The following is a 23746-nucleotide window of genomic DNA, read 5'->3' as shown; positions in this document are numbered from 1 at the left end:
GGGGTGCCTCAGCACCCCCACAACTGTGTATCTACGCCATGCGTCGCCTCGTCAGTGCCTTCATCATCGCGCTCCTCGTCCTAGCCGGGAGCGGGCTCATTCTTTACCCCACGATCGCCTCATGGAAAAGTCAGTGGGACCAGTCCAAGGTGGTCGACTCCTACGCCAACCTGGTCGACCACGTCGAGCCGGACCGCCGCGAACAAGTCCAAGAAGCACGCCAATACAACGATCTGCTCGCCTCTGGGGCTGTCGTCGGATCGAACGAGCACGTGCCGCACGGCTCCGGCGTCGTTGACCTCGAATCGAACCCGGACGTCCTGCCCTACGACCAGCAGCTGAAGGCTGGCGAGGCGGGGATCATGGGCAGGATCCGCATTCCGTCGATCGACGTGGATCTGCCGATCTACCATGGCACGAGCGAGGAGACACTACTTAAGGGCGCAGGTCATCTGGAGGGAACGTCGCTACCCGTGGGCGGGGACTCCACCCGGACGGTGATCACCGCACACCGTGGTCTGCCCGAAGCTACCCTCTTCAACAACCTCGACCAGGTCAAAGAGGGAGACACTTTTACGCTCGAGGTCTTTGGTGAGGTGCTGACGTACCGCGTCTTCTCCACGCAAGTGGTCGAGCCCCAAGACAGTCAAGCGGTGCTCGTTGAGCCCGGCCGCGACCTGGCGACTCTCATCACCTGCACCCCGCTCGGCGTCAACAGCCACCGCATCCTTGTTACCGGCGAGCGCATCATCCCCACCCCTGCCGCCGACGTCGACAGCGCCGGCCAGGCCTCCGAGCTCCCGCGGTTCCCCTGGTGGCTGCCTATCTCCATTGCGGTGTTGCTCCTCATTGCGGTCTACCTCGGGCGCGAGATTGTGCTCTACCGGCGTGAGGCCCGTGTTGCTAACAGGTGAGTTTGGTGGTTTTGGTCCGGAAATCCGGCGTTTTCGGGCTCAGATTCACTAGTTAGCCACGGGTCGACCAGAAGAGCCCGCCGCGCCCGCCGGCACGGGCTGGCAGCCCGGCCCTACCACGCCGCCTAGAGCCACCCCTGGTCCTGGGCGGTCCGCGCTGCCTCGCTCCGCGTAGTGACGCCCATCTTCCCGATCGCCGAGGACAGGTGGTTGCGCACCGTCCCCTTGGACAGGTGCACGCGCCCCGCAATATCAGCCACTTTCCCGCCTTCGAGGGCGATGCGCAGGATCTCGCGCTCGCGGGCAGTGAGGGGGTTCACCCCGGAAAACAGGGATTCGGTGGCGAGCGCCGGGTCGATCACGCGCTTGCCGGCGTGCACGCCGCGGACCATGTCGGCCAGCTGTTCGGCGGGTGTTTCTTTCACCACGAACCCGCGTGCCCCGGCCTCCAGCGCCCGCTGCAGGTAGCCCGGCCGCCCGAACGTGGTCACCACCAGACACTTCACCTCCGGCCACCGGCCCGCGATCTGCCGCGTGGCCTCGATCCCGTCCATGCCGGGCATCTCGATGTCCACCAGCGCCACATCCGGCGCCACCTTGCCCACCAGCGCCACGAGTTCCTCGCCGTCCCCGGCCTCGCCCACCACCTCGATGCCGTCCTCAAGCGAGAGTAGCGCGGCGAGCGCGCCCCGCACGAGCGCCTGGTCATCAGCGAGAACAACGCGTATTGGGCTCACAGTTCCACCTCGATTTGCGCCCCGCGCCCGCCCGGCCCGGGGCTTGTCACCTTCAGCCTACCGCCGGCGTTCTCCACGCGCTGGCGTAGCCCGCGCAGTCCGTTGCCCTCGGACATCGGCGAGAACCCCACACCGTCGTCGGCCACCACGATCCTCTGTGCACCAATCTTGATCCACGCGTGTCGCGCCCCCGAGTGGCGCACGATGTTGGTCATCGCCTCACGCACCACCCAGCCGAAGAGGATGCGGTGGCTGGGGTCGGCGTCGTCGGCGACCTCCTCAATGTGCGTGAGCTCCGCGGCCAGCTGCCGCCCGGCGAGCCCGGACACGGTGGAGCGGACCTCGGCGATGGCTTGCCGGCTGAGCTGGTGGATGTCGGCGATTTCGGCGCGGGCGCGCTCGACGTCGCGGTCGAGGAGTTTGTTGGCGAGCTCGGATTTGAGGGAGATGACGGTGAGGGTGTGGCCGAGGACGTCGTGGACGTCGCGGGCGATGCGCTCGCGTTCGTCGAGGGTGGCTTCGCGGCGGGCGGCGCGCTTGTCGCGCTCGGATTGGCGCGTGAAGTAGCTGCTGCCGATGGTGGAGACGTACACGGCCACCGCGATGAACCCCAGGGCCCACATCCCGTCCCCCGGCAGGCGCGAGATCAGCCCGACGACGACCGCACACAGCAGCCCTCCCGCCCAATACCCGATGCGTGGGGGCAGGGTGATGACGAGCTGGGCCACCACGTAGATCCCAAGTGCGGCGGCGCCGGGGTAGACCGCGGTGTTGGCGATGAAGATGGCGCCGGACACGGCGACGGCTACTGCCGTGGCGGGGTAGAAAGTGTCGGAGAAGGGGTCGGGACGGGTGAGCGCGTAGGCGGTGCCGGTGATGTACGCGGCGGCGAAGAGGGCCAGGCCCCCGAGCTGGACAGCCTTCAGCCACGCGGGCTCCGTCTGCCCGAGGATCTCCACCACCGGATTGATGAGGAACACCAGCCACACGAACGCCATTGCCATGCCGCCCACCTGCTCGCGCAGCTCTTCGCGTGAGCGTTTCACGACGCCGTCGCCCCGGCCCGCGCTGCCCGCCCGGCTTGTGCTGCCCGACCAGCCCGCTTCGCGTCCGCGCCAAGCACGGCCGGTGCGGCCGGCCCCCTCGGCACCGGCCGCACCCTCAGCGCGCCTGCTCACTGGCGTTCACCCCGGCGTCGTAGGGCGAGGGCGGCGAGGCCGATGAACACGGCCGTCCACACCCCGAAGGACACGAGGGCCTGCCACAGTTCGTCGGTGTAGGCCTCGCCCTGCCCGGTGGTCCACATCCCTTCAGCGACGGGCCAGCGGGCAAGCGTGATGTAGCCCCACATCGGGGTGAAGCGGGAGGCCTCGAGCAGCTTGCCGGACAGGGGCACGAACAGGTTGCCGGCGAAAGCGAAGAGGAGGACCAGGGCGTTGACCACCGACGTCGCCGACTGCGAGCGCATCACGTGGCTGAGCGCCAGCCCGACCAGCGCGAACGGTAGCGCGCCCACCGCCACAATGAGGAAGGACCCCACCCACGCCCACGCCGTGCCCTTCGCGCCGGTGGGTGCCGCGACCGCGTAGATGATGGCCACGGTGATGAGGGCAAAGGCCGCGGCGGTCAGGGACTTGTTGAGCGCGTAGCGCCCGGCGGTCAGCGGGGTGAGGGAGATCTGGCGCCCCCACCCCTGCAGCTTTTCCACCCCGGCCTGGGAGGCGAGGCTGGCGGTGGCGGCCACGGCGCCGTAAGCGGCCATGCCCACCATGATCGCCATGGCGAGGTTGCCGTTCGCCGCGCTCTCCTGCCCGTAGCTCTGGGCCGCGCCGAAGATGAGGTACATGAGCACGGGCACCCCGATGATGAACAGGACTCCGGGGTCGCGCAGCATGCGCTTGAGGTCGATGGCGATCATGTTAGGCTCCAGTCTTCTCGGTCGAGGTCAGGGTGAGGAAGGCGTCCTCGAGCGAGGCCTCGGTGATGATGAGGTCGGTGATGGGGTGGGCGAGGAGGATGCGGGCGGCGTCGTCGGAGTGTGCCGTGCGCACCTCGAGGGTTTGCCCGTCCCACGACGCCGTGGTGCCCGGAAGCGCCGCAAGCTCGGCGGCGAGCGTCTCGCGTTCCGTGGCCGGCAGGGCGCAGGCCGTGGCCCGCACGTGGCGTAGGCCCGCGATCGAGCGCACCTGGGAGGTCGGCCCGTCGGCGACGATGCGGCCGGCGTTCATGAGGATCGTGCGCTTGGCGAACTCCTCGGCTTCGGCGAGGTAGTGGGTGGCGAAGATGACGGTGCGCCCGTGGTGGGATTCCTCGTAGATGTTGGCCCAAAATTCGCGGCGGGCGGCCACGTCCATGCCGGTGGTGGGTTCGTCGAGGATGAGGACGTCGGGCTCGGGCAGGAGGGCGAGTGCGAACTTGAGGCGCTGCTGTTCGCCGCCGGAGCACTTGCCCACGCGGCGCCCCGCGATGGGGGTGAGGCCGGTGCGCTCGATGACGGAGTCGATCGGTTGGGCGCCCGGGTAGCACGCGGCGATGTAGGCCACGGACTCGCGCACGGTCATGTCGGCCAGTAGCCCGCCGGTCTGGAGGAGGGCGCTGATGCGGCCGGCGCGGATCGCCGCCGCCGGGGTGCCGCCGAGCACCGACACCTGCCCGGAGGTGGGATGGGTGAGGCCGAGGATCATGTCGAGCGTGGTGGTCTTGCCGGCCCCATTTGGGCCAAGGAACGCGACCACCTCACCCGGCTCAATCACCAGGTCAATGCCATCCACGGCGGTGACGTTGCCAAACTTCTTCGTAAGCGCCTTGGCGCTGATTGCGTTCATGACTCCATTGTGCCCAGCCACCCGCGCGCGCAGAAGTGCCGGGTGACCGGACTTTTCCATGACCACTGTCATGGGTTTGCCGTGTCACCCGGCACGGGCGAGCCGCCGGTCCGACAGAAGTCGTGAATATGCCGGCTACCGGTTCCTATAGGAGCCTGGTGGACCGCAGATTCACGAGTTCTGACGGAGCCACCGCCTGCTAGTCGTTCTTGCGCGACTTTTGGGACAGCACCATCGCCTGGATCGGTGCGGTGGCGACCACCGCCGCGAGCGTGAGCGCAATGCCGAGGCCGACCACCCACACGAGGATGACGAGGTTGTCGGTGTTGGCCTTTTGCTCGGCGAAGGTGCCGAGTAGGGCGCCGAGGCCGATGGTCACGGAGAGCATGAGCAGCAACGGCGGGATAACCTGCCACAGGCGGGCCTTGAGGAGGGTGGAGTAGGGCAGGCCGATCCGCATGAGGGCGGCGGATTCCTCGGCGCGGTCGAACACGTCGGAGGCCTGGTGGATGAGGGTGCCCGTGGCGCCCAGAATGAGGGAGAAGGCGAGCGCGATCGCGACACCCTTGGTGATGTCGCCGGTAAGGGTGCGTCTGAGGTTGTCCACGTCCTCGTTGATGCTGCCGTAGCCGGTGACGTCCATGGTCATGATGAACACGACCACGGAGGCCAGGAGCGCCATGAGCGAGATCGCGGAGATGTTGCGCCATGCGGCGCGGGGGTCGTCGAGGACGCGGCGGGTGCCGAGCAGGCGCGGGGTGCGGGCCGTGACGGCCACGGGGCGGGCGGCCATCTGGATGAACAGTGGGCCGGCCAGCGACACGGTGAGGAAGAAGACCATGAGCATGAGCGCGGACAAGAGGAAGTTTGCGATGGTGGAGGTCTCTGGGTCGAGGTTCTGCATCATGACGCCCAGCACCGGGATCGCGGCGACGACGCCGATCACCCGCCAGTATTTCATCGCCTTCGGGGTCTCCCGGCGCGAGACGCCGAGCGGGGAGATGGACACGCGCCACAGGCCGGCCAGGGTGGAGCCGATCGTGATGACGGCGACCAGCGCGGCGGCGGCGAGCCAGCCCCACCAGGGCAGGAGCATCTCGGTGGTGGTGATGGGCAAAGTGGTGAAGCTCATGTTCGACCACGCGGGCAAGGTGAGGAGGTAGATCGCCCCGCCGATCGTGAAGCCGACAGCGGCCTGGATGAGGGTTTCCACGAGGGTCATGAGGTTGACCTGGCCGGCGCTGAGTCCGATGAGGCGCAGGGAGGCGAGGCGGCGGGCGCGGCCGTTCGCGCCGAGCCGGGCGGCCGAGGCGCCAAGGGAGAGGAGGGGGATAATGAGCAGGCCGAGCGCGAGCACCGCCAGGCTCATGTAGACCCCGCTCAACCCGTCCGTGACGTCGAGCGGGACGCCCTGCTCGAGTAGGCGCGGGCCCGTGGTGTCCAGCCGCTCGTAGAACATCCACACGCCCCCGGCGGTGGTGAGCAGCAGCCAGGAAGAGACGGAGAAGGCGACGACGGCGAGCGCGTCCAACAGCGCGTGCCCGCGGGCGTTGCGGATCCGGGAGGTGGCGAGGTGACCCGTCATCTGCAGCGTGTTCATCGGGCCACCTCCGCGCCCTGCACCTGCGACATTGGACGATCGGTGTGGATGAGGCCGTCGCGGATCTCCACCAGGCGGTCGCACCAGGAGGCGACCTTGAGGTCGTGGGTGACGACCACCAGGGTGGTGCCGTTCATGCGGGCGGTGGTGGACAGCAGCTGCATGACCTCGTGGCCGGTGGCCTGGTCGAGCGCGCCGGTCGGCTCGTCAGCGAAGATGATCGCCGGGCTGGAGACCATCGCGCGGGCAATCGCCACGCGCTGGGCCTGCCCGCCCGACATCTCGCCCGGGCGCTTCTTCGCCTGCTCCGCCACCCCGAGGCGGTAGAGCCACTCCTCGGCCCGGCGCAGGCCCTCCCCGCGCTTGACCCCAGCGGCGAACAGGGGCAGCGCAACGTTCTCCCGCGCGGTCAGCTCCGGAACCAGCTGCCCGTCTTGGAACACGAAACCGAGGCGCTCGCGGCGCAACTTCGACCGGCCGGCGTCGTTCAGCGACGTGACGGAGGTGGTGCCAAGGCGCACGTCGCCGTCGTCGGGAACAAGGATGCCGGACAGGACGTGCAAAAGCGTGGATTTGCCGGACCCCGAGGGGCCCATGACGGCGACGAGTTCGCCCGCGTCGATGTGGAGGTCGACCCCGGCGAGGGCGTGGACCTTACCGTACGTTTTTACCAAGTGCGTTGCATTGAGTTCGTTCATGGTTCCATTCAAACCCGGGCCGGCACCGATTTCGAGGGTGCTACCTGCCCAATTGGGGGTAGGGCTAGGTCTACCTTTTCGCGGGGGCGACGGCGCGGGGGTCGAGAGTGTCGGAGGGCGCCGATAGGCTAGAGGTATGTGGAGGAAGAAGGACGTGGCGCGGCAAGTCGAGGAGCTGACCGACTCGCGCCGGCAAATCGTGTCCGCGTTCGAGATCGAGCGGCGGCGCATCGAACGCGACCTTCACGACGGTGCCCAACAGCACCTCGTCGCCTCCGGGATGGCGATCGGGGAAGCACAGTTCTTGCTGGACATGGCGGGGGCCGCGGGGGAGATCCCGCCGGCGCTCGCGGACCTGCCGGGGATCGTGGCGCGGGCGCTGCAGACGAACGAGGAGGCGCTGCGGGCCCTGCGCGAAACCGTGAATGAGATCCACCCCAAGGTGCTGTCGGACCTGGGGCTGGAAAGGGCCGTGCGCGGGGCGGCGGAGCGCAGCCCGGTGCCGGTGCGGGTGGTGGTGCCGCACGCGCTGCCCGACATGCCCGAAGGGGTGATGGCCGCCGCGTACTTCCTGGCCACCGAGGCGCTGACGAACGTGGCGAAGTACGCGCCGGGAGCGCGGACCACCTTGCTGTTGGCGGCGGATGAGACGCTGAGGGTGTCGGTGGTGGATGACGGGCCGGGCGGGGCGTCGGTGGTGGCAGGGCATGGGCTGGCCGGGCTGCGCGAGCGGCTGGCCGCGTTCGGCGGGAAGCTGGAGGTGAACTCGCCGGTGGGCGGGCCCACGATGGTGGTGGGCACGATTCCGCTGCTGCTATACCGAGGCGAGAGTGCGATTGGGGGAGTGCAATGAAGATCTTCTTGGCCGATGACGCGACCTTGGTGCGCGAGGGGCTGGCCGGCATCCTCGAGCGTGTGGGGCACACCGTGGTGGGGCAGACCTCCGACGCGCCCAGCACGCTCGCGGCTGTGCGGGAGCTACTCGCGGGTGATCCGGGGGCGGTGGACGTGCTGGTCACGGACGTGCGGATGCCGCCGACGATGAGCGACGACGGGCTGCGGGTGGCCGTGGAGCTGCGGTCCGACTTCCCCGACCTGTCGGTCATGGTACTGAGCCAGTACGTGGCGCCCGCCTATGCGTCCGCGCTGTTCGACCCGGTGGCGATGGCTCGGCCCGGCGCTGACCGCGGGGGCCTGGGGTACCTGCTCAAGGAGCGGGTGTCGCGGGTGGCGGACTTCGTGCACTCGCTGTCGATCGTGGCGGGCGGCGGCGTTGTGGTGGACCCGGAGGTGGCCGTGGGGCTGGTACGCGGGAAGGCGAGCGCGTTGGACGCGCTGACCCCGCGTGAATCCGAGGTGCTGGAGCTCATGGCGCAGGGGAAGTCGAACGCAGAGATCGCCGGGGAGCTGTACTTGTCCGGCGCGGCGGTGTCCAAGCACGTGGCGAACGTGTTTTCCAAGCTGGGGCTGCCGGCCGGGGAGGAGAACCGGCGGGTGCGGGCGGTGCTGACGTACCTGACGGCCACAGGCGCGGTGTAGGCGAGGGTGCTTGCTCGCTGGTGTGTGTCCCGCCGGCCGGTCCGCCGGCAGGCGGAGGCCTCGGCGTCGCCAGTCGCCGCTGTGGGTCCAGCCCCCGGCTCGGCGTCGTTGGCCCTGCTTCCGATAGGAAGAACTTAGTGCCCGTGCGCCTATACGAGCTGAGCGACACTTCTCTTGAGAATCTGACACAGCGCCCGACACGTCTTATGAATATGGCGTCTACCGATCGCTATATGGGCTCGGTCGCGCTCAGACTCAACAGTTGTGTCAGGTTGAGGACAGACACATCGCACGCTCGCCCTGTGAGCGAGTTACTGGCTTCGAGGCGGCGGTCATGAGGCAATTCCGAGCGAGGGTTGGACACCCACGCTTCTCTAGCAAGGGAGGACTGATGCGCGGTGTTTCATAATGCCGGTCGGCTCGCCTATTCCGCAGCTTCAGCGAAGGAGTCGACAGGCGTAAGCCCAACATGTGATTCTTCGTGAAAGCGATGAGTACTAGCTTGTGTGACAAGTAAATATCATCCCAACCACCACGTGATGGACCTCGTCAACTGGTGCCATCAACGGCCATATCCCGCGCCTTCGTATCATTCCTACGCGTGTGGCTAGCACGGCAAGCCGAGCAGCGGAACCGTGGTTTACCAGCACTGGTCGCACCCCGGTTTTGTGTTAGTGTTCCGCAGATTCTACAGCGAGGATTCTCCACCCCAGCATGAAGCTGAGTCCAAACCCGACTTTAACGCAAGAAAACGGGCCAGCCGCTGAAAAAATCAACACCGTTGGGGGGGGCTTCGATGCTATAATTCTTACACACATCTGGAAAATGTGATATGACCCACACATGAAAAAGAACACGCTCAGTTTAGCCTTCGCGGGCGCTGCTCTGATCGCGGCGACCGGATTCGGCGTGGCTACTGACGATGTTTCAGCCACACCGGATGTTGAGAATGATTCGCGCGCAAGGAGTGTCGCGGATACTCCACTTGCGCAACTTGTTGAGATGCCGGAGCCGGTTGAGTATTATGTGGCATCTGCTGGGGACATCGGTCTACCCCCTGAAGATGCACCGTACACTACTGACGGTTTCGAGATCGTGGGACAGTATTTTGATACGGACTTGGGTGTTGGCTATGTTGCGATCTCGCGCGAGGATGCGACAAGCGCGAAGGCGGAATTGAACCTCTCTCCCGAGTATGCACTAGAGTCATCCAATGCTTCTCACCTACGGAGTGATGCACTTTCCGGCGATGGTCGCGACAGTGTGGTTGTTGTGATGTCTAAGTACACTGCCGCACAGATATCTTCTGCAATGGAGCAGTTAACAGCACACTTCCAAGCGACGGGCGCACGGGTCGCGTTTGGTTACCATGCACAAAGCGACACCATTGAGCTGAGCGGTGAGCTGACTGAAGGCGACCTTGAGGTGCTCCCAGATACAGGCGTTGGATACTCATTCGTGCCGGGATATTATCAAGACGATGCGTACAACGAAAATGTGCGGGCCCCATTTGTTGGGGGAGCGTCAATTCTTGGCTATCGGCAGGGGAATTTGTATTCGTGTACGAGTGGTATTCCCGCTGAGAATAGTAATGGTGCACGTGGGTTTTTTACTGCGGGTCATTGTTTCGATTTGCTCTCGCATGTCTGGACATCTTCTTCGCGTGCAGGTGTTTCTAATTCAGGTCGGGTTACACACAAATATAATGCGAGCATTGATGCAGAGTTTGTGAGCGGCAAGACATACGAAGGAAAGATCCTTTCTGGTGGTGAGAGGAAGCCCGTGGCGGGCACTTGGCACCCCATGGGGTCACAAGGAAATCGGCTGTGCTTTCAGGGAAGAACGAGTGGAAACGTTTGTAATAACCAAGTAATTAGCTATGGCATATCACGATGCTTTGGTAGCGGTTGTTATGGCAACCTCATTAGTCTACGAGGTGGTACCTCAAGCCAAGGTGGTGATTCTGGGGGGCCGGTATTCGCCAACTTCGGTAGCTCGGTCAGAGTAACGGGAATGATAACCGGCCACTTTGATCCCTTGGTCGGGCAATCCACGACATATGTTACTGATTGGCGTGCAGTGCGGGATAACTATGGAGCGAGATTGATATATGGCTAGGCTACGAAATGGTGGTGCGCTGGCGGGAATCCTCCTGCTTGCGCTGGCGGGGTGCGCCGGCCAAGCCGAGGATCTGAAGGCGCCGACTCTGCAGCGAGCGGAGTATGTCTTAAGTGTTGCGGCCATCAATACCTTGAAAGAGATCAGGGTGGGTGGCGATGAACTGTGCCCAATCAATGAGCGCGGCGCGCTGCTTGTCTTCGTGGGAACGGCTACGGGCCCTGCGGATGGCGCCTACCTTGACGTCAACGGCACAAGGATCAAGGCCGGTGACGTCTTTTTGACTGGCGAACAGTCGGATATCGACGGGGGCTTCGACTGTGGAGGCGAACACTTTGAGAACGCTAGGCGTGTTCTCGTCGAAGAGATTACGCTATCTGAGTAGCGGCGCGCCCAGATGTGTGGGGCGCTTGGGGTAGGAACTGTATGGAATTACTCGTGGCTGGACCGCGCCCGCTTAATGAGCGCACTTTCATTGCGGATAATGGATCCGTGGTTCGGCGCCGGCAGGACCGGCCAAGCCCAGCCGAAGCACGGCGCGGCGCGTATCACACCCTGGGACTTCGACGGCTCCACTATGCAGGGCGATTCCGTGACCGCGGTCTGCTCCCTACCCGCCCAAACCTTCCCCGGCCGAGCCTTTGGCCTCGCGTTGCGCTACGAGGTCACCTTCGGCCCAGAGCTTGAGCTCAAACTGACGGTCATCAACCAAGGTGACGAGACGACGTCGTTCGAAGAAGCGCTCCACACCTACCTAGCTGTCGACGACATCAGGGGCGTGCGGGTTGAGGGTCTAGATGGTGCGTCCTACGTCGACCACGCCGGCGCCAAGACGGAGAAGACGCAGATGGGGGAAGTCGTCTTTACGGGTCAGGCCGCTCGCGTATACGCGCGCGGCGCCACGGTGATCCTGCACGGAGCGGCAGGCGGCCGTGCGCTCAAGATCGCCTTCGAGGGTGCCACCAACACGGTGTGTGGAATCCGTGGATCGATGGCGCGGCTGCGATCGTGGGGATCCTTGATGCTGCCAGCGTGGCGAGGAGTTGACTAGTAGGGCCACAAACATCCGGCCCGGCGACACGCCGATCGCCTCAGAAGACATAGATCGTTGGCACCCATCGTGCCCGCGCTTGGCCCGGTTGCGCGCGGATCGCGTTCGTGAAGACACGTCGCGGGCGAAACTCACTGCGAAAAATACATGCATGTGATTCGAAAGCGACTACTATATGTAGTGTTCGCGTTTTTTCGAGACGGCACATCTTGTGTTTTCTGGAATATGCCCAGAAAGCGTAGCCGACCGGCTAAATGCGGCCCAACAGCAAGAACACCGCACGCATTGGCCTTGGCTGGGCGCGCTCAAAGAAGGGAAGAGATCATGTCACTCATCGACGTCACCACCGTCAGCGTCCTTAAGCGGGACGGTCGCTCGGTCCGCTTCGATGCGTCGAAGATCTACCGGGCCATTGAGGCGGCGATGAATGACCGTGGGCTCGAGGATCACGCCTTCTGCTCGCAGGCCACGAACGCGGTGGTCGCCTCCCTGCCCGCCGAGAACCTTGACATCCCCACAATCCAGTCCGCGGTGGAGGACTACCTCATGGCTTCGCGCTACCCGGAGGTGGCCCGCGCTTACATCGAGTACCGTCACGACCGGGACGTGGAGCGCAACCAGACGATGGACATCCAGCACTCGGTGGGCAAGCTGCTAAGCCGGGACAAGTCGGTGGTGAACGAGAACGCGAACAAGGACGCCACGGTCTTCAACACCCAGCGTGACCTCACGGCCGGCTCGGTGGCGAAGGCCTACGCGCTGAAGCACATGCTCCCCAAGCCGGTGGCCAACGCTCACATCAAGGGCGACATCCACTTCCACGACCTCGATTACAACCCCTTCCAGCCGATGACCAACTGCTGCCTCATCGACATCCCGGGCATGTTGACGAACGGCTTCCAGATCGGCAACGCCCGCGTGGAATCCCCGAAGTCGATCAACACGGCAACCGCCCAGATCGCCCAGATCATCGCGAACGTGGCCTCCTCCCAGTACGGCGGCACGTCGGTGGACCGCATCGACGAGGTCCTCGCCCCCTATGCCCAGCTCAACTACAACAAGCACATGCGCGACGCCGTGGAGTGGGTTGCGCCCGAGCGCCGCGAAGACTACGCCCTGGGGAAGACAAAGAAGGACATCTACGACGCGATGCAGTCGTTGGAGTATGAAATCAACACCCTCTACACGTCCAACGGCCAGACCCCGTTCGTCACCCTCGGCTTCGGCCTGGGCACGGGCCTGTTTGAGCGCGAGATCCAGAAGGCGATCCTCCAGGTCCGCATCGGCGGGATCGGCAAGGACCGCCACACGGCGATCTTCCCCAAGCTGGTCATGGGCTTGCGCCGCGGCGTCAACCTCGACCCGCAGGACGCGAACTACGACATCAAGCAGCTAGCCCTCGAGTGCTCCACGAAGCGCATGTACCCGGATGTGCTCTCCTATGACCGCCTGGTCCAGATCGAGGGCGACTACAAGGCCCCCATGGGTTGCCGCTCCTTCCTGCCCAAGTGGGTGGACCCCGCCACCGGCGAGGCCATCAACGCGGGCCGGAACAACCTCGGCGTCGTGACCCTCAACATCCCGCGCATCGCGATCGAGGCGCGCGGCAGCAAGGACGCGTTCTGGGAGATCTTCGAGGAGCGCATGCAGATCGTCAAGGACGCCCTGCTTTACCGCATCAAGCGCTGCGAGGACGCCACTCCGGCGAACGCCCCGATCCTCTACCGTTACGGCGCGTTCGGCCTGCGCGCGGAGGAAAGCGAGACGGGCGTGGAGAAGTTTTTCCGCGGCCACCGCGCAACGGTGTCGATGGGGTACATCGGCCTGTACGAGGCGGCCACCCTCTTCTACGGTCCGAACTGGGAGGACAACCCGGAGGCAAAGGGCTTCACGCTGGAGATCCTGCGGGCGATGAACCGATACGCGGAGGCGTGGCGCGAGCGCTACCCGTACTGGTTCTCGGTGTACTCGACGCCGTCGGAGTCGCTCACGGACCGATTCTGCCGCCTGGACCGGGAGAAGTTCGGCGTGATCGCGGACGTCACGGACAAGGAGTACTACACGAACTCCTTCCACTACGACGTGCGCAAGAAGGTCACCCCGTTCGAGAAAATCGACTTCGAGGCCGAGTATGCGCCGCTCACCAAGGGTGGCTTCATCCACTACTGCGAGTACCCGAAGCTGACGCACAACACGAAGGCGCTGGAGGCCGTGTGGGATTACGCCTACGACCGCGTGGCCTACCTCGGCACGAACACTCCGATCGACCGCTGCTACGAGTGCGGTTTCGAGGGCGAGTTTGACCCGACGCCGGAGGGCTTCGCCTGCCCCGAGTGCGGTAACGACGACCCGGACACCTGCGACGTCGTCAAGCGCACCTGTGGCTACCTCGGCAACCCGGTCAAGCGCCCGATGGTCCACGGCCGCCACGTGGAGATTTCCTCGCGCGTCAAGCACATGGACGCCCGCGAGTGATTAACGCCGATGGCGTCAGCGTCCCCGCCCCCTGCGAGTGGGACGGGCGGGCGCTGTTCGCCGGGAATGTCGCGGACTACAAGCCGTTCAATTTTGTGGACGGGGAGGGGGTGCGCTGCTCGTTGTACGTGTCGGGGTGCCCGTTCCGGTGCCCGAATTGTTACAACAAGGCGGCGCAGTCCTTCCGCTATGGCCGACCCTACACGACTGAGCTTGAGGAGCGGATCCTCGCAAATGTCGCCCAGCCGTACGTGGCCGGGCTGTCCCTGCTGGGCGGGGAGCCGATGCTGGCCACCCCGATCCTGTTGCCGTTGTTGCGCCGCTTCCGCGAACGCTTCGGCGCGGGTGAGGCCGCCACGCGCGACGTGTGGGTGTGGACCGGCTACACCTACGAACAGCTCCTGGCCGACACCCCCGACAAGCGCGAGCTGCTCGACCTCGTGGACGTGCTCGTGGACGGGCCGTTCATCCAGCGTCTCTACCACCACGACCTCGCCTTCCGCGGCTCCGCCAACCAGCGCATCATCGACCTGCGGGCCTCCCGTGTTCATGCCGACCTGCAGTGCTCGGGTGTGCAGTACGCCGCCGAGCCGGTGCTCTGGCGCGGGGGCGAGTACTAGCCGCCGAGCCGCGGGCACAAATGCCGCCTGCCCGGGCGCCGATAATCCGTGCCGGCAGCCTAATTTCAGTCCGGCACCCGGAGGCGCCGGGGTCATTCCCTCCTGATACCCGGTGGCGCCGCCATAAGTCGTGAATCTGGTGCCCACCGAGTGTCTATAGGAATCGGTAGCCGGTATTTTCACGACTTCTGTCGGACGGGCCCTGAGAACCGCGTGTGCTGCCCAGAAATCAGAACGAGTCGACCGCCCGCTTGACCTCGGTCGCGTACTCGGCCCCGCCTTCACCGCCGGGGTGGATCCCGTCGGAGGCGAGGTGTTCGGGGTGGGCGGCGGCGATCGCGGCCCAGTCGGCAACCCGCACGCGGTCCGGGTATTCGGCGGCGATCTGCGAGATCGTGGCGTTCGATTGCGGCACCCATTCGGCGTGCGGGGCGGCGGCGGTCACCCACACGACGTGGCGGTCGGGCCCGAGGTAGTCCATGATGTCACGCGCGGTCTCCACCGAGATCGCGCCGTTGGTACCCAGTGAGATGACCACGGTCCCACGCAGCTTGCCCTGCGCGGCGTATCCCTCGGCGATGCCCTTGAACACCCGGATCGACCGGGAGACCTCCCCGTCCACAACGGCGTCCGGGAACGTCTCGAGCAGAGCGGGTGCGGCGGCGAGGGTGACGGAGTCGCCGATGATGGTGATGTCGGCGCCGGTGTTGGGCGTGGGGGCGGCGGTCGGTTCCGGTTCGGGTGTCGCTTTGGCGCTGGGCTCGGGCGCAGCGGTGCCAGCGGCCCCGCCCGGCTCAGCCGCTCCAGCCCCGCCAGCGCCTCCGGCTTCACCAGCGCCGTCACCCGGTTTGGCGGAGTGCGAGGCGAGGGCGTGCTTCCCGGCGGCGACTGCGGCCTGGGCCTCGGTCATGTCGGGGGAGGTGACGAGCGCGACCGTGAACGTGGCCGCGAGCGCGAGCGCGCCGGTGGTGAGCCACGCGGTTGTGACGGTGGGGAGCTTGCCCATGGAGCGCACCCAGGCCACTAGCCCCATGGTGCGGATCGGCGTCTCCACGTAGGTATAGGACAGGTGCGCGGCGGCCACCGACACGGCGAGCACCAGGGCTGCCGCGAGCGGCCGCGGCATGTGGAGGTGGTAGACGGCGAGCACCCACAGGGGCCAGTGCCACAGGTAGATGCCGTATGAGCGCTGCCCGATCCACACCATGACCCGCGACTCGAGCAACCCGGCGAGGGCCTCGGAGGGTGTGCCGACGACGTCGGGCAGGATCCCCCGCACGGCCACCCCGGCCAGTGCGGACGCGAGCAGCATGCCCCAGGGGTAGAACCAGGAGGCGTCGGGGACGTTGAACGTGAGCACGGTCAGGCCCGCGAGCGCCACCCAGCTGCCCACGCCCCACAGGGGGGAGGCGGTGCGCGGCCGGCCGGTCATGATGCCGGGCAGGGCGAATGCGATGCCGGCGCCGATCATGAGGCCGAAGATGTGGGAGTCGGTGCCGACGTAGGCGCGGGTGACGTCGCCGCCGGCGAGCCACGCGTGCAGCGTCAGTGACATGACGCCGATGCCCGCAATCACTCCGATCTGCGCACGACGGGCGTCCCGTTCGGCCGCGCCCGCGCCCCCGTGCCCCGCGACCCACCGCCGCGCGCCAAGCAAGAGCGCCATGACTACCACGGGCCACACGAGGTAGAACTGCTGCTCCACCGCGAGCGACCACATGTTGTTCAGCAGTAGCGGAGACTGCGCCTCGAAGTAGTTGGACCCGTTGGCCACCTGGAACCAGTTGTAGGTGCCGGTGAGCGCGCCGAAGGCTTGCCAGCGAGCCTGGGTGACGGCGTCGGCGGAGATGAGTCGGCCGAGCGCGAGCGTGACCACCACCATGACTACCACCGCGGGCAGGAGTCGCCGGTAGCGCCGGTGGAGGAAGCTGGGCAGGTCGATGACGCCGGTGGCGTCGTGTTCTTTGAGCAGGAGCGCGGTGATGAGGAACCCGGAGATGACGAAGAAGACGTCCACCCCGATGAACCCGGCCCCGCCCACGGACGGCAGCAGGTGGTAGACGAGCACAAACAGTGCTCCGATGGCGCGCAGGCCGTCCAGGCCCCGGATACGATACGGCCTCGAAAACGAGTTCGCGGTGTTCCCTGGCATGCTCCCCATATTAGGTGCGCGCCCGCTCGCCGATGTCCACCGCGGGCCCTACGTGTGTCGTGAGTTTTCGCTTGTTGTAGCGGGTTTTCTGACGCCGCCGTGGCGTAGCTCGCTGCTGTAAGTTACGTCGCGTGTGGGGTGCCGACGACGCCGGCCCGGCCGGTTGCACTAGTTCCAGCAGCACCGGCACAGTCCGAGCCGCACGAGCCCCAGCCGCGCTACCCGGCAGGCCGCGCGACCGGCGTCGTGAACCTATCGGCGCTCGATGGGGCGCGTGTGGAGGTGGAGGTTCGAGGGGAGGTGGTCGAGTTCTTCGCGGATGCCGGCGGCGAGTTCGGCGCGATAGTCGGGGGTCATGCGTTCGGCGGGGGCGGAGATGGAGATGGCGAAGTTTTTGCGCGGGCCGAGGAGCGGGACGCCCACGCAGGCGATGCCGACTTCGTTTTCTTCGATTTCTTCGGTCCACCCGTCGTGGTCGAGGCGGGTGAAGTTGGCGAGGACGGCGTCGTGGAGGGTGCGCTGGTCGGCCTTGGTGTGCGAGGTGATGTCGGGGGTTTCGAAGTACCAGGGGAGGCGATTGTCGCGGTCGGGGAAGGAGCCGATGAGGGCTCGGCCGAGCGAGGTGGTGACGGCGGTGGCGTGGCGGCCGACCGCGGAGACGACTCGGATGGGGCGGTCGGGTTCGACCTTGTCGAGGTAAACGATGTCGGTTTCCACAAGTTGGCCGAGGTGGACGAGTTCGTTGAAGCGCCGCCCGATGTTCTCAAGGTAGGGGCGTAGTTCGTCCACGGCGCGGCGGGTGGAGGTGCGGTAGGCGGCGATGGGGGCGATGCCGTCGCCGAGCCGGTAGAAGCCGGTTTCGGGGTCTTGTTCCACCCAGTCGCGGTCGCGTAGCGTGGCAAGCGTGTTGTAGACGGTGGCTTTGTTGAGGCCGAGGTCGGAGGCGATGGTGACAAGTGCGGTGCCGTCGGGGTCGCGGGTGGCGAGGTATTCCACGAGCGAGAGGGCGCGGCTGACGCTTGCCAGTGGTTTGGGTGTGCTCATGCGGCTAATTCTAGCGCGGCCCGTTCCACCATATGAAATACGCGGGGAATCTTGCGTTCGGTTGCGCGGAGAATGTTGTGCTCGACACACTATGATGAAACTAGTGACTGTGTCACAGGGACAGGGTACTGTTTAAGTGTATGAAACGAGCGTTTCGCATAAATAAATGACTAGGGTCAACGGAGAGCCAAGCATGAAACTGAATCTCGCAGGACTAAGCGACCGCGCCCCCTTCGAAGTGGCCGGCGTGCAGCTACCGCCCTTCGACGTCGCCGCCATGCAGGCGGACGGGCGGGCCAACCCGCGCTGGATCCACCTGGGTCCCGGCAATATCTTCCGCGTCTTCCCGGCGCGCATCGCCCACGACCTCCTGGCCGCCGGCGATCGCTGGCCCATCACCGCCGTCGTGCCGATGGACCCCGCGGAGCTCGACATCCAACTCGGCAAACACGACCTCATGACCCTCTCCACCATCCTCAACCCGGACGGCTCGCGCGACTACCGCGTGATCGCCGGCATCGCCGAGGGCCTGGCCTGGCAGCGCCCGGAGGACTTCGAGCGCCTCACCCAGATCGTCACCAACCCCGAGCTCACCCTCATCACGATGACCATCACCGAAAAGGGCTACGGCATCCACGACTCGGCCGGCAACCTTTCCGAGCAGGCGCTCGCGGCGATCGCCGCCGGCCCGCACGGCTTCCATGCAAACACGATGGCGAACCTGGCCGGGTTGCTCGTGCGCCGCTTCGAGGCCGGCGCCGCCCCGATCAACGTCATCTCTTTCGACAACTTCTCCCACAATGGCGACAAGCTGCGCGACTCGGTCATGACCATCATGCGCGGCTGGCACGAGGCGGGCCAGCTCTCTAACGAGGGGCTCGCCTGGGCCGACGACGCCGCCCGCGTGGCCTTCCCCATCACCGTGATCGACAAGATCACCCCGCGCCCCAACACCTCCGTGGCTGAGGAGCTTGCGGGCCTCGGCTTTGAGGACATGGGCATCGAGATGCTCGGGCGCACCCCGCTGGCCGGCTTCGTCAACGCCGAGCCTACCGAATATCTCATTATTGAGGACGTGCTCGTGGGCGAGGTGCCGGATTTCGCCGCTCACGGCGTTCACCTCACCTCCCGCCAGGTGTGCGACGACTTCGAAAACATGAAGGTCACCACCTGCCTCAACCCCCTCCACACCGCGCTCGCCACCGCCGGCGTGCTGCTCGGCTTCCCCACGATCGACTCCGAGATGCGCGACGCCGACCTGCGGGCTCTGGTCGAGCGGCTCGGCTGGAAGGAGGGCCTGCCCGTCGTCGTCGACCCCGGAATCGTGAACCCAGAGGACTTCCTGCGCGAAGTGCTCGAGGTGCGTTTCCCCAACCGCTTCCTGCCCGACGACCCGGCCCGCATTGCGATGGACACCTCGCAGAAGGTGGGCATCCGCTTCGGGGAGACCATCAAGAAATACCTCGCGCAGGGCCGTGACCTGGGCGAACTCGTGGCGATCCCGCTGGTGATCGCTAACTGGATGCGCTACCTGCTCGCTGTCGACGACGATGGCGCGCCGTTCGACCCGTCCCCGGACCCGCTGCTGGCTGAGCTGCAGGCCCACCTGGACGGTGTCGAGCTCGGAGGGGACGTGGACGCCCACGCGGCCCTTCAGCCCATCCTGTCCAACCCCGCCATTTTCGGCACCAACCTTTATGACACGCCGCTCGCCTTGCGCGTGGAAGAACTGTTCACCAAACTCGTGGCCGGCCCGGGCGCCGTCCGCACCACCCTGAAGGAGACCCTCGCATGAAGATGACGTTCCGTTGGTACGGCGAAGGATTCGACCCGATCCCGCTCCAGTACATCAAGCAGATCCCCGGAATGACCGGCACCATGGGTGTCCTGTCGCAGTACGCTGCGGGGGAGGTGTGGACCCGTGAGGAGATCGCGAAGATGATGGACCAGGTCCGCGCCGCCGGCCTCGAGTGCGAGGTGATCGAGTCGGTCAACGTCCACGAGGACATCAAGCTCGGCCTTGACACGCGCGATGAGTACATCGCCAACTACTGCACCACCCTGGAGAACCTGGCCGAGTTCGGCGTGAAGGTGGTCATCTACAACTTCATGCCCGTGTTCGACTGGCTGCGCACCGAGCTCGCCCACGTCAACGAGGACGGCTCGACCTGCCTGTACTACGACCACGCCGACATCGAGGGCATGACCCCGCAGGATATCGTCCAGCGCACGGCCGAGGAGTCCGGTGGGCTCACCCTGCCCGGCTGGGAGCCCGAGCGCCTGTCCCGCCTGGACGAGGTCATGGCCCTCTACCAGGATATGACGGTGGACAAACTGCGCGAGAACTGGAAGTACTTCCTCGACGGCATCATCCCCACGTGTGAGAAGGTCGGCATCCGCATGGCCTGCCACCCCGACGACCCGGCATGGGACCTGTTCGGCATCCCGCGCGCATACAAGAACCGCGACGACATCGACGCGATCTGCGGGCTGAATGACTCGGACGCGAACGCCCTGTGCCTGTGCTCGGGCTCGCTCGGCTCCAACCCGGCCAACGACGTCCCCGCGATCTTCCGCGAGTTCGGCAAGCGCGGCCGGATCGCCGCTGCCCACGTCCGCAACGTCAAGTACCTGGGCGAGAAGAAGTTTCAGGAGGCCGCGCACTGGGCCGCCGACGGCGACCTCGACATGCACGCCATTGTCGAGGCCCTCTACGACTACGCGCCCGACATTCACGTGCGCCCCGATCACGGTCGCATGATCTGGGGCGAGACGGGCCGCCCGGGCTACCCGCTCTACGACCGCGCCCTCGGCGCCCAGTACCTCCTCGGCCTGTGGGACGCGATCGACGCCCAGCGCAAGGCCGCCGCCGGAAAGGATGCCTAATGGTACAGATCCCTGACGCACTGCCCTTCCTTAAGGCCAACCCGATCGTGCCCGTCGTCGTGATCGACGACGCCGTCGACGCCGTCGACGCCGGCCGCGCCCTCGTGGCGGGTGGCATCCACTGCGCCGAGGTGACGTTCCGGACACAGGCCGGGCCGGACGCGATCAAGGCAATGAGCGCCGTTGAGGGCATGACCGTGGGCGCGGGCACCGTGCTCAACCGCGAGCAGGCCGAGCGCGCCGCGGACATGGGCGCGAAGTTCTTCGTCTCGCCCGGGTTCAGCAGGGGCGTGGCCGAGGTGGCCGCTGAGCGCGACATCCCCTACCTGCCCGGCGTGCAGACCGCCACCGAGGTGATGATGGCGCTCGAGGTGGGCGCCACCGCCGTTAAGTTCTTCCCCGGCGGGGAGGCCGGCGGGCTGAAGATGGTCAAGGCGCTGCGCGGACCGTTTCCGAACACGGCGTTCGTGCCGTCGGGCGGCGTGAACCTTGCAAACCTCAGCGAGTGGCTGGCCGACCCCGCCATCGCCTCCGTCTCTGGATCATGGATGATCAAGCGAGACCTCATCACAAACAAGGAATTCGACACAATTACTAAGCTCTCGCAGGAGGCCTCCTCGCGAGTCAAGGAGTTGCGATCATGATTAAGCTGCGTCCCGTAGAAGAGTGTGCCTACGACATCGTCTCGCTCGGCGAGGTGATGCTCCGCCTGGACCCGGGCGAGGGCCGCATTCGTACCACCCGCTTGTTCGCGGCCTCAGAAGGCGGCGGCGAGTACAACGTGGCCCGCGGCCTGCGCCGCTGCTTCGGCAAGCGTGGGGCCATCGTCACCGCGCTTGTGCGCGATGAGGTGGGCCGCCTGCTCGAGGACTGCATCCTCACCGGCGGGCTTGACACCCAGTTCATCAAGTGGGTTCCCTCCGACGGCATCGGCCGGACCGTGCGTAACGGGCTGAACTTCACCGAGCGCGGGTATGGCGTGCGCGGCGCGGTCGGCACCTCGGATCGTGGGAATACCGCCGTGTCGCAGATGCAGCCGGGCGACGTGGACTGGGATCACCTGTTCGGCGAGCTCGGCGTGCGCTGGCTCCACACCGGTGGCATCTTCGCCGCGCTGTCCGAGTCCACAGCCGAGGTGGCCAAGGCCGCGATGAAGGCCGCGAAGAAGTACGGCACCATCGTCTCTTACGACCTCAACTACCGCCCCTCCCTGTGGAATGCCTTCGGCGGGCTCGACAAGGCGCGCGAGGTCAACCGCGAGCTGGCCAAGTACGTGGACGTGATGATCGGCAACGAGGAGGACTTCACCGCCTCCCTCGGCTTCGAGATCGAAGGCGCGAACGAAAACCTCGACAACCTTGAGGTGGAGTCCTTCCGCAAGATGATCGAGAAGGCGTCGGCCGCCTACCCGAACTTCCAGGCGATCGGCACCACGATGCGCGAAGTCAAGACAGCCACGATTAACAACTGGTCCGCCGTGGCATGGAGCCGTGAGGACGGGTTCGTCAAGGCCACCCAGCGTGACAACCTCGAGATCCTCGACCGCGTGGGTGGCGGCGACTCCTTCGCCTCCGGCCTCATCTACGGGATCATGGAGAAAGGCAACGTGCGCGAGGCCGTCGAATATGGTGCGGCCCACGGTGCGCTTGCCATGACCACCCCGGGTGACACCACGATGGCGTCGCTCGAAGAGGTGGAGCGCCTGGTGGCGGGCGGTAGCGCTCGCGTGCAGCGCTAAACGCCACGTTGGCGGAGGGCCCGGGGGCCGGCATGGTGTGCCGGCCCCCGGGCCCTCTTGCGCGTCGGCGTGGCAGCGCCCGGCTGCCGGTTCCCCCGGGCCCTGGTTTCGCCGCGTGCCGGAGTCGGACGCGGATCGGCACGGCATCGTGCGAGCGGCGTCTAATCTGATGCGCTAGGGCCGGGCCTGATGGGCTGGGCGCGCTCGACCCCACGCCTGGCCGCTTCGCAGAATTGTCGGAGGCGGCCACTAGGATGAAGGCTCGGAGACGAGGGGAGCCTAATGAAGTACGTGTGGGGATTCCTGGCGGCCGTTTTTGTGGCAGTGGGCGCGCTGACGTTGCGGCCGGACCTGCTGCCGGGTGCCGAAAATTGGGTGCTTGACACGCCGATGGCGCAGGTCATGGCTTTGCGGGTGTGGCTGGCAATTGTGTTCTTCGGTGTGGCGATCTTCCTCTTTAGTTTTGCGGGCATCCGGCGCAGGCTAGTGGACTCGGGGCGGATTGCGCTGGCCACGGCCGTAGCGTACCTGGTGATGGCGATCTTCCATGGGGGCACGGTGTATGCGCGGGGGATTGAATCGCCGGAGCAGTTGAAACCGGACCGCGGGGTCACGGTGGCAGGCGCAGGTAATGGCGAGGTCACGGTTTTGTCGTTCAATACGCTCGGAGGGTCGGTGGATATGGAGGATCTGGCCGCGTCGGTGGTGAGGAACGGCGTGGATGTGCTCGTGTTGACGGAGACGGCCACGGCACGCGGCGAGGAGCTCGTGGGGCTACTGGCCGAGCGTGGGCTGGACTTCCATCAGTTCGACACGGGCACTGACCGCTACGCCACGGAGTTTGAGTCCACGGTGGTGCTTATTTCCGACTCGCTCGGGGAGTACGCGCAGGTGGAGCCGGAGGGGTTGCCGGGTTCGACAGTCATGGTGGTGCCGGCAAACGGGCAGGGGCCCAAGATTATCGGCGTGCACCCGTTTGCTCCCGTCCTCGCGCATATGGGCCGCTGGAAGTCCGATATTTCCGCGATTTACAGCCAGTGTGCTAGCGGGCCGGTGATCATGGCTGGTGACTTCAATTCGACCGTGGATCATCAGATGACGCTCGGGGCGGACTGCGCCGACGCCCGCATCGAGGCAGGCGCCGGCGGTCTTGGCACGTGGCCGTCCAACCTGCCCGCGCTACTGACCACGCCGATTGATCGCGTGGTCACCGACGGCAGCTACCGCGGGGTGGAGGCCGTCGGCGTGCCCGCCGGCGGCAGCGATCATCGCGGGATCATCGTGCGGTTGGCGCCGGCTGGGGACTAGGCGCGGATTCAGCGCACCGCATATCGGGCGGCCGGGGAGGG

Annotated in this window: 21 protein-coding genes and 1 pseudogene; 13 read left to right on the top strand and 9 right to left on the bottom strand. The window is 66.0% G+C overall.

The features are described from left to right. Positions 1 to 38 precede the first annotated feature (38 nt). The gene (locus AQZ59_RS02290) at positions 39 to 914 is read left to right on the top strand and encodes a class C sortase (protein ID WP_062612787.1); all 876 of its coding nucleotides are present in this window, start codon (positions 39 to 41) and stop codon (positions 912 to 914) included. A gap of 125 nt (positions 915 to 1039) precedes the next feature. On the opposite strand, the gene AQZ59_RS02285 is transcribed toward AQZ59_RS02290, so the two are convergent. The 6 genes from AQZ59_RS02285 to AQZ59_RS02260 all read right to left on the bottom strand — a co-directional run bounded on the left by AQZ59_RS02285 (position 1040) and on the right by AQZ59_RS02260 (position 6774). Continuing rightward, entirely contained in the window at positions 1040 to 1651 is a 612-nt protein-coding gene (locus tag AQZ59_RS02285) for a response regulator transcription factor (RefSeq protein ID WP_062612785.1), read from the bottom strand. Continuing rightward, entirely contained in the window at positions 1648 to 2697 is a 1050-nt protein-coding gene (locus AQZ59_RS02280; RefSeq protein ID WP_062612783.1) for a sensor histidine kinase, read from the bottom strand. The genes AQZ59_RS02285 and AQZ59_RS02280 overlap by 4 nt, the downstream gene beginning before the upstream one ends. Positions 2698 to 2825: 128 nt before the next feature. Further along, positions 2826 to 3569, bottom strand: coding sequence for an ABC transporter permease (locus tag AQZ59_RS02275; protein WP_062612782.1), 744 nt, complete (start codon positions 3567 to 3569; stop codon positions 2826 to 2828). 1 nt (position 3570) lies between these two features. Further along, positions 3571 to 4476, bottom strand: a complete 906-nt coding sequence (locus AQZ59_RS02270; protein WP_062612780.1) for an ABC transporter ATP-binding protein — start codon at positions 4474 to 4476, stop codon at positions 3571 to 3573. Between the two features lie 199 nt (positions 4477 to 4675). Next, positions 4676 to 6076, bottom strand: a complete 1401-nt coding sequence (locus AQZ59_RS02265; RefSeq protein WP_062612779.1) for an FtsX-like permease family protein — start codon at positions 6074 to 6076, stop codon at positions 4676 to 4678. After that, positions 6073 to 6774 (bottom strand): ABC transporter ATP-binding protein, encoded by a 702-nt coding sequence (locus tag AQZ59_RS02260; RefSeq protein WP_062612778.1) that lies wholly within the window; start codon positions 6772 to 6774, stop codon positions 6073 to 6075. Before AQZ59_RS02260 ends, AQZ59_RS02265 begins: the two co-directional genes overlap by 4 nt. Before the next feature lie 136 nt (positions 6775 to 6910). Between AQZ59_RS02260 and AQZ59_RS02255 the strand changes: the two genes are divergently transcribed. Then, positions 6911 to 7627, top strand: coding sequence for a sensor histidine kinase (locus AQZ59_RS02255; RefSeq protein WP_062612776.1), 717 nt, complete (start codon positions 6911 to 6913; stop codon positions 7625 to 7627). Then, positions 7624 to 8313 (top strand): response regulator transcription factor, encoded by a 690-nt coding sequence (locus AQZ59_RS02250; protein WP_062612774.1) that lies wholly within the window; start codon positions 7624 to 7626, stop codon positions 8311 to 8313. The genes AQZ59_RS02255 and AQZ59_RS02250 overlap by 4 nt, the downstream gene beginning before the upstream one ends. A 462-nt stretch (positions 8314 to 8775) precedes the next feature. Here the strand turns inward: AQZ59_RS02250 and AQZ59_RS09715 are convergent. Next, a pseudogene (locus tag AQZ59_RS09715) lies at positions 8776 to 9021 on the bottom strand (IS256-like element ISAod1 family transposase); the annotation flags it as partial. A gap of 135 nt (positions 9022 to 9156) precedes the next feature. On the opposite strand from AQZ59_RS09715, the gene AQZ59_RS09320 reads away from it, so the two are divergent. From AQZ59_RS09320 to nrdG, 5 genes are all read left to right on the top strand, one after another. After that, on the top strand, positions 9157 to 10431 hold the full coding sequence (locus AQZ59_RS09320; RefSeq protein WP_152994708.1) for a chymotrypsin family serine protease: 1275 nt from the start codon (positions 9157 to 9159) through the stop codon (positions 10429 to 10431). Next, entirely contained in the window at positions 10424 to 10816 is a 393-nt protein-coding gene (locus tag AQZ59_RS02245) for a hypothetical protein (RefSeq protein ID WP_062612773.1), read from the top strand. The genes AQZ59_RS09320 and AQZ59_RS02245 overlap by 8 nt, the downstream gene beginning before the upstream one ends. 99 nt (positions 10817 to 10915) lie before the next feature. After that, a complete protein-coding gene (locus AQZ59_RS02240) occupies positions 10916 to 11482 on the top strand; it encodes an aldose epimerase family protein (protein ID WP_160326860.1) in 567 nt (188 codons plus the stop codon). 324 nt (positions 11483 to 11806) lie between these two features. Continuing rightward, positions 11807 to 13957: an anaerobic ribonucleoside-triphosphate reductase gene (nrdD, locus tag AQZ59_RS02235; RefSeq protein ID WP_062612769.1), complete on the top strand. Its 2151-nt coding sequence runs from the start codon at positions 11807 to 11809 to the stop codon at positions 13955 to 13957. Continuing rightward, positions 13954 to 14577, top strand: a complete 624-nt coding sequence (gene nrdG / locus AQZ59_RS02230) for an anaerobic ribonucleoside-triphosphate reductase activating protein (protein ID WP_068538893.1) — start codon at positions 13954 to 13956, stop codon at positions 14575 to 14577. The genes nrdD and nrdG overlap by 4 nt, the downstream gene beginning before the upstream one ends. A 229-nt stretch (positions 14578 to 14806) precedes the next feature. Here nrdG and AQZ59_RS02225 read toward each other — a convergent pair whose 3' ends face one another. Next, positions 14807 to 16729, bottom strand: a complete 1923-nt coding sequence (locus AQZ59_RS02225; protein WP_062612767.1) for an acyltransferase family protein — start codon at positions 16727 to 16729, stop codon at positions 14807 to 14809. A 252-nt stretch (positions 16730 to 16981) separates the two neighbouring features. Further along, entirely contained in the window at positions 16982 to 17773 is a 792-nt protein-coding gene (locus AQZ59_RS02220) for an IclR family transcriptional regulator (protein WP_062612766.1), read from the bottom strand. 193 nt (positions 17774 to 17966) lie between these two features. Between AQZ59_RS02220 and AQZ59_RS02215 the strand changes: the two genes are divergently transcribed. The 5 genes from AQZ59_RS02215 to AQZ59_RS02195 all read left to right on the top strand — a co-directional run bounded on the left by AQZ59_RS02215 (position 17967) and on the right by AQZ59_RS02195 (position 23705). Then, positions 17967 to 19568, top strand: a complete 1602-nt coding sequence (locus tag AQZ59_RS02215; protein ID WP_062612764.1) for a mannitol dehydrogenase family protein — start codon at positions 17967 to 17969, stop codon at positions 19566 to 19568. Further along, positions 19565 to 20659 carry a mannonate dehydratase gene (locus tag AQZ59_RS02210; protein ID WP_062612763.1) on the top strand — a complete coding sequence of 365 codons (1095 nt, stop codon included), beginning with the start codon at positions 19565 to 19567 and terminating at the stop codon, positions 20657 to 20659. Before AQZ59_RS02215 ends, AQZ59_RS02210 begins: the two co-directional genes overlap by 4 nt. Next, positions 20659 to 21303 carry a bifunctional 4-hydroxy-2-oxoglutarate aldolase/2-dehydro-3-deoxy-phosphogluconate aldolase gene (locus AQZ59_RS02205; RefSeq protein WP_062612761.1) on the top strand — a complete coding sequence of 215 codons (645 nt, stop codon included), beginning with the start codon at positions 20659 to 20661 and terminating at the stop codon, positions 21301 to 21303. The genes AQZ59_RS02210 and AQZ59_RS02205 overlap by 1 nt, the downstream gene beginning before the upstream one ends. Further along, positions 21300 to 22397 carry a sugar kinase gene (locus AQZ59_RS02200; protein ID WP_062612759.1) on the top strand — a complete coding sequence of 366 codons (1098 nt, stop codon included), beginning with the start codon at positions 21300 to 21302 and terminating at the stop codon, positions 22395 to 22397. Before AQZ59_RS02205 ends, AQZ59_RS02200 begins: the two co-directional genes overlap by 4 nt. A 282-nt stretch (positions 22398 to 22679) precedes the next feature. Then, positions 22680 to 23705 carry an endonuclease/exonuclease/phosphatase family protein gene (locus AQZ59_RS02195; protein WP_062612757.1) on the top strand — a complete coding sequence of 342 codons (1026 nt, stop codon included), beginning with the start codon at positions 22680 to 22682 and terminating at the stop codon, positions 23703 to 23705. Positions 23706 to 23746: the final 41 nt, after the last annotated feature.

The organism is Trueperella bernardiae (assembly GCF_001469025.1).
Taxonomy (GTDB): Bacteria; Actinomycetota; Actinomycetes; order Actinomycetales; family Actinomycetaceae; genus Trueperella; species Trueperella bernardiae.
Note: the sequence above shows the minus strand (reverse complement) of the source record. Positions and strands in the feature narration are given on the sequence as shown.